5 protein-coding genes are annotated in these 7821 nt (G+C 61.9%); 3 read left to right on the forward strand and 2 right to left on the reverse strand.

All coding sequences use genetic code 11. The features are described from left to right. Positions 1-36: 36 nt before the first annotated feature. Positions 37-315 (reverse strand): hypothetical protein, encoded by a 279-nt coding sequence (locus GGQ88_RS21725; RefSeq protein ID WP_343057316.1) that lies wholly within the window; start codon positions 313-315, stop codon positions 37-39. On the opposite strand from GGQ88_RS21725, the gene GGQ88_RS20720 reads away from it, so the two are divergent. Beyond that, the gene (locus GGQ88_RS20720; RefSeq protein WP_343057317.1) at positions 301-2232 is read left to right on the forward strand and encodes a strawberry notch C-terminal domain-containing protein; all 1932 of its coding nucleotides are present in this window, start codon (positions 301-303) and stop codon (positions 2230-2232) included. The genes GGQ88_RS21725 and GGQ88_RS20720 overlap by 15 nt on opposite strands. 100 nt (positions 2233-2332) lie before the next feature. Here GGQ88_RS20720 and GGQ88_RS20725 read toward each other — a convergent pair whose 3' ends face one another. After that, positions 2333-4276: a hypothetical protein gene (locus GGQ88_RS20725; protein ID WP_183615321.1), complete on the reverse strand. Its 1944-nt coding sequence runs from the start codon at positions 4274-4276 to the stop codon at positions 2333-2335. 356 nt (positions 4277-4632) lie between these two features. On the opposite strand from GGQ88_RS20725, the gene GGQ88_RS20730 reads away from it, so the two are divergent. Continuing rightward, complete coding sequence (locus GGQ88_RS20730; RefSeq protein WP_183615322.1) at positions 4633-6738, forward strand: ParB/RepB/Spo0J family partition protein; 2106 nt, start codon at positions 4633-4635, stop codon at positions 6736-6738. 82 nt (positions 6739-6820) lie between these two features. Further along, positions 6821-7648 (forward strand): ArdC family protein, encoded by an 828-nt coding sequence (locus GGQ88_RS20735; protein ID WP_183615323.1) that lies wholly within the window; start codon positions 6821-6823, stop codon positions 7646-7648. The last annotated feature ends 173 nt before the right edge of the window (positions 7649-7821 follow it).

Consider the following 7821-nt stretch of genomic DNA (forward strand, 5'->3'; position numbering starts at 1 on the left):
CGCAGCCAAAATAATGCGCAGCAACATCGCCACGCCTTACGGAAATTGCGCGCCTACGCCGCGTTCCTTCGCATTATCGCCACCTCGCGATAAGCGATCATTCATCAGAACCTTGAGGAGGCGCTGGAGCTGACCGGTGTCGTCGACGAGATCGACGGCACAACGCTCAACAGCGGTGCGAAAGCCGCAGCGCGAAGCCGGTTTGAAAGCACCAAGCAGCGGTTCTTCAACCAGCTGCTGCTGTCGATGAAGCTGCCAACGCTGATTGCTGCCATCAATCTCCATCTGGACCGCGATGAGGTGGTTGTCGTCCAACTGGTTTCGACCGCCGAAAGCATCCTCGATCGCCGTCTCGACAGCCTCTCGCCAGAAGAGCGGGCTGAGCTCGACCTCGACCTCAGCCCGCTCGACGCCGTGATCGAGTACCTCGAGCGCGCCTTCCCCACGCAACAGATGCAAGTGTTCGTCGATGATACCGGCACTCAGCGCTCGGCACCGATGTTCGATGAGGAAGGCCGTCCAGTCCACAATCAGACTGCGATCGCCCGCCGCAGCGAGATGATCGAGCATCTGTGCGCCATGCCGCCGATCAAGCCGGCGCTGGACGGGATCATCGAGCACTACGGACCGGAGAGGGTCGCCGAGGTGACCGGGCGCAGCAAGCGGCTCATAACCCAAAGCGACGGCCAGCAACGGCTCGAGACCCGCTCGCCGCGGACGAACCAGTCCGAGACCGACCAGTTCATGGATGGCAGGAAGCCGATCCTTGTCTTCAGCGACGCGGGCGGCACAGGACGGTCCTATCACGCCAGCCTTGACGCAGCTTGCCAGAAGCGGCGCATCCATTTCCTGCTTGAGCCGGGATGGCGAGCCGACCGCGCCATCCAGGGGCTGGGCCGAACGCACCGGACCCATCAGGCCAACACACCGCTGTTCCGGCCTGTGACCACCAACTGCAAAGGGGAACTGCGGTTCACCAGCACCATTGCGCGCAGGCTCGACAGCCTGGGGGCGCTGACCCGGGGCCAACGCCAGACGGGCGGCCAGAACCTCTTTGACCCTGCCGACAATCTCGAAAGCGAATACGCCAAGGCCGCTCTCTCTACCTGGTTTGCCTTGCTGGCGGACGGCAAGCTCAAGAGCGCAACGCTGATCGATTTCCAGCGCCGTAGCGGGCTCAAGATTGTCTCCGACGATGGCGTGCTCGAAGAGGACCTTCCGCCGATCCAGCGTTGGCTCAATCGGATCCTCGCACTGCCGATCGGAATGCAGAATGCGATCTTTGAGGAGTTTCTGGGGTTGGTCGAGGCGCGGGTGTCGGCTGCGCGCGAGGCCGGTTCGCTCGATGTTGGCGTCGAAACCCTTCGGGTTGAACATGCCGAGGTTGTCGAAGACATAGTCCTGCGGACCGACGGGCGAACCGGCGCCACGTCGCATTTGCTGCAGCTGGCTCTCAAGACGAGGGCACGGCCGATCTCGCTTGAGCGTGTCCTTGAGCGTCGCGACTACGCTGACGGCTGCATTCTGCTCCACAATACCAAGAGCGGGAAAGCAGCCCTGGCTGAACCTTCGCGGCACTTCATGACCGAACAGGGCGAACTCATCAGGCGGGTTATCCTCCACCGTCCGCTCCGGCGCGAATACCACCACTTCGATGACCTTGCGGAATCGGCCTGGGAAGAAGCTCCGCGGCGGACTTTTGAGAAGCTGTGGCAAAGCGAGGTTGCGGAGCTTGCCGAACGGCTAACGACAGAGACCGTGTACCTTGCGACCGGACTTCTCCTGCCGATCTGGTCGAGCCTTCCCATCGACTATCTGGAGGTCCGGCGGATCGTGGACGAAGAGGGCAGAAGCTGGCTCGGCCGCATGGTCCACGAGCTCGACGTGGCAAAGCTGCTCGAGAAATTCGATATTGCCTCCAACGTTGAACTAAGCTCGGACATGATCATCAAGGCGCTTGGCGAAGGCCGGACAATCCCGATCAAGCAGCCGTTCGAGGCGACCATCAAATGTTCGCGTGTGGCTGGGGAGCAGCGTTACGAAATTGTCGGAGCGCCTGTCGAACAGCTGCCTTCGCTCAAGAGCATCGGCTGTTTCACGGAAATCATCTCGTTTCGCACCCGGGTGTTTATTCCGATAGAGGCAGCGTCTTCTGTCATCAGCGCACTGTTTCGAGCATGTGGAGCAGCAATGCCGGAGCCTTCGATGCCGACGTTCTCGGCTGAGCCCTAACGCCCCACAGTTTTCCTCTCGCTATGCACCATCTGTGCAGCATGGAATGGCGAGAAGTGGAACAAAGCCGTCATTTGCAAGCCAACGGTTTTCCAACACCTTATTCCGCTTCCTTGAGCGGGTCGCCCACTCGGACCTCGATTTCGACCGTTCCAAACCGGGCAAGGGGCCGTGGTCGACGCCCAGGGGCACCCTCGACCTTGGCGACGAGTTGCTCGAACGGATCTCCGGTTCGCAGCGCGAGCACGTCATAGGTCAACCACTGCGAGAAGGGTTGCGACGCGCGGCCCACCATAGCTTGATCAATCTGCCCGGCGGTGGCTGCCTGATGATAGGCTAGGTCCGACACGAGCTGGGTAGGAAGCATGGGTATCGCCCGACCAGTGCTCCCGGGTCCCTGGAAGAGGAAGAAAGACGAGGAAGTCTGCGCGAGCAGGTCGCGGATCTGGTTCGGTTTCAGCCGATAGCTCGCGGCGAAGCCTTTCTCAGGCGCGCTCGCATCACGTCGATGCAGCCGCTTGGCCTGAATCAGGGTCGCACGTTTGCCGAGCGCCCGCCCGTCGAGATAGGGATCGACGATCAGACAGAGATCGGCCGAAAAGCGCTCGGCAGCATCTGCCTCGTCTCCGGTCCTGCTGATCCCGTGCTTTCCCTCTTCGGACTTGCTGATCGAGCGATAGGCGAGGCTGATTCTGGTTCGGTGGGCCGATCGGATCGCGCGCGCGGTGGCGAGCAACGCCTGGTCGAGCTGGGAAAATTGGTGAGCCAGCTGGGCAAAGAAGAGGCGCAGCAGTCCTTCTTCCTCATCGGATTCGCTGAAATCCGGATAATCGCGGGCGAATTTCTCCTCCTCACTCGCCGACGTGTGCTCGATCATCTGCTCCAGCAGCCTGTCACCGAGCCAGGTGCGCGCCGGCTCTTGCGAAGATGCCGCGAGGCGAATCTGGAAGAGGCCTTCGGCGAGACCCGTGATGGTGGGCCGTGGCCAGAGCGGCCCGGCCTCGTCTCGCCCAAACACGGCGGTCTGCACCATCGCAGCCCGATATCCTAATTCGCGCTGGGGATGTCGCGTGAGGTCCGCAATGAAGCTCTCGTCGTCGGCCTGTGTGAGCGCGGTTGCTGCGAACAGACCCAGCTCCTCCTGACGCTGGCGCGGGCGATCAAGCAGAGCTTCGATCGCGGCGTGGCGTAGAGCCCTGTCATCGCCAAGGGCGACGCGAAGCCTGTCGACATAGACGCCGCGCACGCCGGGCGAGGCGTAGGCGAGCGCGCCGTCGAGATCGCAGATAAGCTGCGCGATAGCCCGGACAGGCTCATCATCGACAATACGGGCCCAGGCCTCCTTGCGAAGCGCCAGGGCAAAATCGCCATGGGAAGCGTTCGGGTCGTTCGGTTCTTCCGAAAAATTATCGCCTGCAAGGTTCGGCAGTTCGAGAAGAATCGTCTGCAGCTTGATCCACGGCGTCCAGCCAAGCGTGCGCGCCATTGCTCCGAGGAAAGTGAGCCTTAGATCCTTTTCAAACTGTCCCGGTGTCAGCGGAAGCAGGCGCCGCACCTGGTCGAGCGATGCGATCCTTAGCGCGTCGCGATCAAGCACGAGGGAGAGATGAAGAGTTTCTTTGTCCTCCAGCAGATCGATCATGCCTTCGATCAGCGCGGGAGAATGGACAAGGTCAGGAAGACAGGTTCCGATCTCGCGTCCATGCGATGCGTTTCCAACAAGCGCGCGGGCGAGCGGTATGGCAAGCTCGTCCCAGCGCGCGGCGACAATGCGCCGCAGGGCGTCCACAAGGTCTCCGATGCCTGCGATCGGGCTGCCGATCCGGTGACCCGCGGCCCGCGCGAGCGCGGCGATCTCGGCGGCGTCGAGCGCGTCCGAGACCTTCGGATCAGCAAGCTCGGCGGCGGCGGCAGCAATCCAGTCGTCATGAAAACAACGCTCGTAGCCCAGAATGATCGTGCGCTTGCCCAAGCCGGCCTTCCGGGGCTCCTGGCTATCGAATATCGATTGGATATTCGGCGATGTAATGAAATTGACGGCCACGCGGGAAAACTCCGTGATGAGTATGTGCGAGATCTCTCGTCGCATGCGGTTGGCGCGACGTTAAGCCCAGCCCGATGCGTCTTGGGCGATCCGCTGGTAACCTGGCAAGCCTGGTTGCTGACCGTCATCATCTGCTCGGGCTGCGAAGGGTGGCCATCCCAGAAACGCGACCTACAACCTTTACGGCATTCTGTCCTCTGATGAGCCGCGCCGTCCAGCTTCGAACCATACCACGCCGTTCGCCCGCATGGGTGACAACGACTAACCCTGAGGTCTGCGTGAAACGCAGATCAGAAGGGGAGGGGGAGGGGATGTGTGCCCGGGTGATTGCCGGGTGCACATCAGGAGTGACGACGATGCTTATTCCCTTTTCCCGGCTCTATCTGAGCGATGCCAACGTGCGCAAAACGCGCAGCGAAGAAGACGATATCCAGCTATCCGCCGACATCGAAGCACGCGGCCTTTTGCAGAACCTGCTGGTCACCAAGAGCAAGAAGCGCGGCAAGTTTGCCGTGATCGCCGGTGGCCGCCGGTTGCGGGCCATCGAGATGATTGTCGCGCGCGGTGCGTGGGACCCCGACACCGAGATCGAATGCAAGCTGCTTGAGGGCAGCGAAGAGGAAGCCGGCGAGGCCTCGCTTGCCGAAAACTTCCAGCGCGTCGGGATGTCACCGGCTGAGGAATGCCGCGCCTTCCAGCACTTCATCAAGGAAGGCAGCGATGTTGCCGCGGTCGCCAAACGCTTCGGTCTCACCCAGCGCTTCGTGGAGGGCCGCTTGCGGCTTGCCAACCTCGCCGAGCCGATCTTCGAAGCACTCGCCAAAGGCGATGTCACCCTCGAGATCGCCAAGGCTTACGCCGCGACCGACCAGCACGAAGTTCAGCTGCGGGTCTTTGAGCAGATGCGCTACGCCTATAACCCAAGCGCCGATGCCATCCGGCGTATGGTGGCGAGCGGTTCCATGCGCGGCAATGACCCAATCGCGCTGCTGATCGGCGAAGATGCCTATGTGGCTGCCGGGGGCAAGATCGAGCGCGACCTCTTCAGCGAAGCGGCAGATGATCGCTGGATCGATATCGAGATCGCCCACAGGCTTGCGGCCGAGAAAATGGAGGCCGAAGCCCAGCGGATCGCTGCTGAAACTGGCCTTGCCTGGATCAGCCCGGTGGCGTCGACCAATTCATGGCAGGCGCGCAGCGAAATGGGCGTCAACGCGGTTCGCCTCCCGCCCGCGCCGCTCTCCGAAGAAGCACGTGCCCGAATTGACGCGATCGATGCCCGCATGGAAGAAATCAGCGAGATCATCGACGAAGGCCATGAAGGCGACCCTGAGGGCAATGAGGCCGATTTCGCGCAGCTCGAGGCCGAGTATGAGGATCTCGATGCTGAGCGCGCCGACCTCAATAACCCGGTGCGCGAACTGCCCGAAGAATGGCGCAGTGAGGCCGGACGGTTCCTGGTTCTCACCACCCGCGGCGAGATGGTACTCGAGGCCGATTACTACAGCGAAAAGCGCCTGTCGTTCGAGACCGATGAGAATGGCAAGGTGACAGCGACGGCCGAAGAGCCGGTGCCAGGTTCCACCAAGCGCGGCAGCGCTGCACCTTCCAGGCCCGAGGCAGTTGCGCCGGGCACGGAAAAGCCGATCAGCGCTCGCCTGTTCGACGAGCTTGCCGTGCAGCGCCGCAATATCCTCTCGGCATCTTTGCTCACCGATGCGGGGCTCGCGCTCGACTTCGCCATCTTCGCGCTGGCCGACAGCCGCAGCTATGAAAGCCGCGGCACCTCGATCAAGGGCGGACGACCGAGCGATCCTGTGACCGGAGAACTTTCGCAGTCCACAGCCGAAGGGATTCTCGCCGAGGCCGAAAACGCGCTCGACACGGCATGGCAGGAACATAGCTGTGCAGCCCAGCGCTTCATTGCCTTCCGCGAACTTGCCGACGAAGCCAAGGCGGCGTGGCTCGCCTATGCGGTGGCCATCTCGCTCGAAGCCAAGAAGGGCTATGGTTCGGAATACCATTCGATCCATGCTGTCATCGGCAGTATGCTCGACATCGACGTTGCAGCGATGTGGCGGCCGACAGCCGAGAATTTCTTCGACCGGGTGAGCAAGACCTCGTGTCTTGCCGCGCTGACCGAAGTCGGCGGCAGTGATCTTGCGGCGCGTTATGCCGCCTCGAAGAAAGCTGACCTTGCCAAGACCTGCGAGACGATCTTCGCCGGCAAGGCGATCGTTGAACAGGACGTCAAGGAAGCAGCGCTGGCCTGGCTCCCCGAAGGCATGAAGTTCACGATTGGTGCCAATCCCGCTGATCCGGCCATCTCGGACACCGACGAAAGCGACCCTGTCGCCGACGTCTGCGATGGCGATGACGGTGAAGCCGACAGCGAGGCCGACGAGCTGATCGATGACCATGAACCTCAACACGCCTGTGAAGAAGCGGCGGTAGCCGCCTGAGGCGGTCAATCACCCCTCCTGATGACCTGGCCCGGCCACTCGCCTGAGTGAGCCGGGCCTCTTTTTGTTGAGGAGCAGGCCCATGCGCCAACGACCCAAGCGCGACGTCGCGCAGGAAATCACCAATCTGATCATCGCTACAATCGAGGCCGGAACGCTGCCCTGGCGCCGACCCTGGAAGAAGACCGGTATGGGCGGAGCGCCGCTGCGCGCTGCAGGCGTCCCTTACACAGGGATCAACCGCCTCTATCTTTGGGCGGTCGCCGACCACTATGGCTATGGCTCACGCTACTGGATGACCTGGCGGCAAGCCATCGAGCTTGGCGGACAAGTCCGCAAGGGCGAGACCGCCGAGCCGAGCATTTACTTCAACAGCACGAAGAAGACCGCGGTCGACCAGGCGACCGGTGAGGAGTCGTCGAAAACAATCCGATTCATGCGCGCTTACAGCGTGTTCAACGCCGCGCAGATCGATGGCCTGCCGCCCCATTTCTATCCGAGCCCGGTGCCTGAAGCGCCGCCGACGCCCTCGCAGAAGGCCGCTGCCATCGAGCGCTTCTTCGCACCCGTCCCGGCTGACATACGCCTCGGCGGAGACCGGGCGTTCTACTCGCCGGGCGCTGATTATATTCAGCTTCCGCACCCCAATGTCTTCAACACCGAAGACGGATTCGTGGCTACGAAAGCGCATGAACTTGGCCATTGGTCAGGCCATGCCTCGCGGCTTGCCCGCGAATTTGGCAAGCGTTTCGGCGACAAGGCATACTCTTTCGAGGAGCTGGTAGCAGAGCAGGTGAGTGCCCGGATCTGCTACGAACTGGGCCTTCCGGCAGACCTCCACGAAAGCCATGCAAGTTATGTCTCGCACTGGGCCAAGTTATGCTCACCTCGCCATAACTTCATCCAGTGATGGATATAAGAGGCGTGGCTGTCGTGAATCTCGTTGGGGAGGCCGTACTCGGCGCAGAGGGTAGCCTGGCAGAGCGATGCGATATATCCTGACAGTCCAGCCCCAATGTGAATTCCAGCAGCATTTTCCCGACCCGGTTTCATGCTGCGATCTCCTCGGACTGAGGCTGCTGA

Source organism: Novosphingobium hassiacum (assembly GCF_014196055.1).
GTDB lineage: Bacteria > Pseudomonadota > Alphaproteobacteria > Sphingomonadales > Sphingomonadaceae > Novosphingobium > Novosphingobium hassiacum.

Excerpts from the sequence above, each read along its gene's own strand:
- GGQ88_RS20730 (WP_183615322.1), top strand. The coding sequence starts at position 4,633 with ATGCTTATTCCCTTTTCCCGGCTCTATCTGAGCGATGCCAACGTGCGC.
- GGQ88_RS20735 (WP_183615323.1), top strand. The coding sequence starts at position 6,821 with ATGCGCCAACGACCCAAGCGCGACGTCGCGCAGGAAATCACCAATCTG.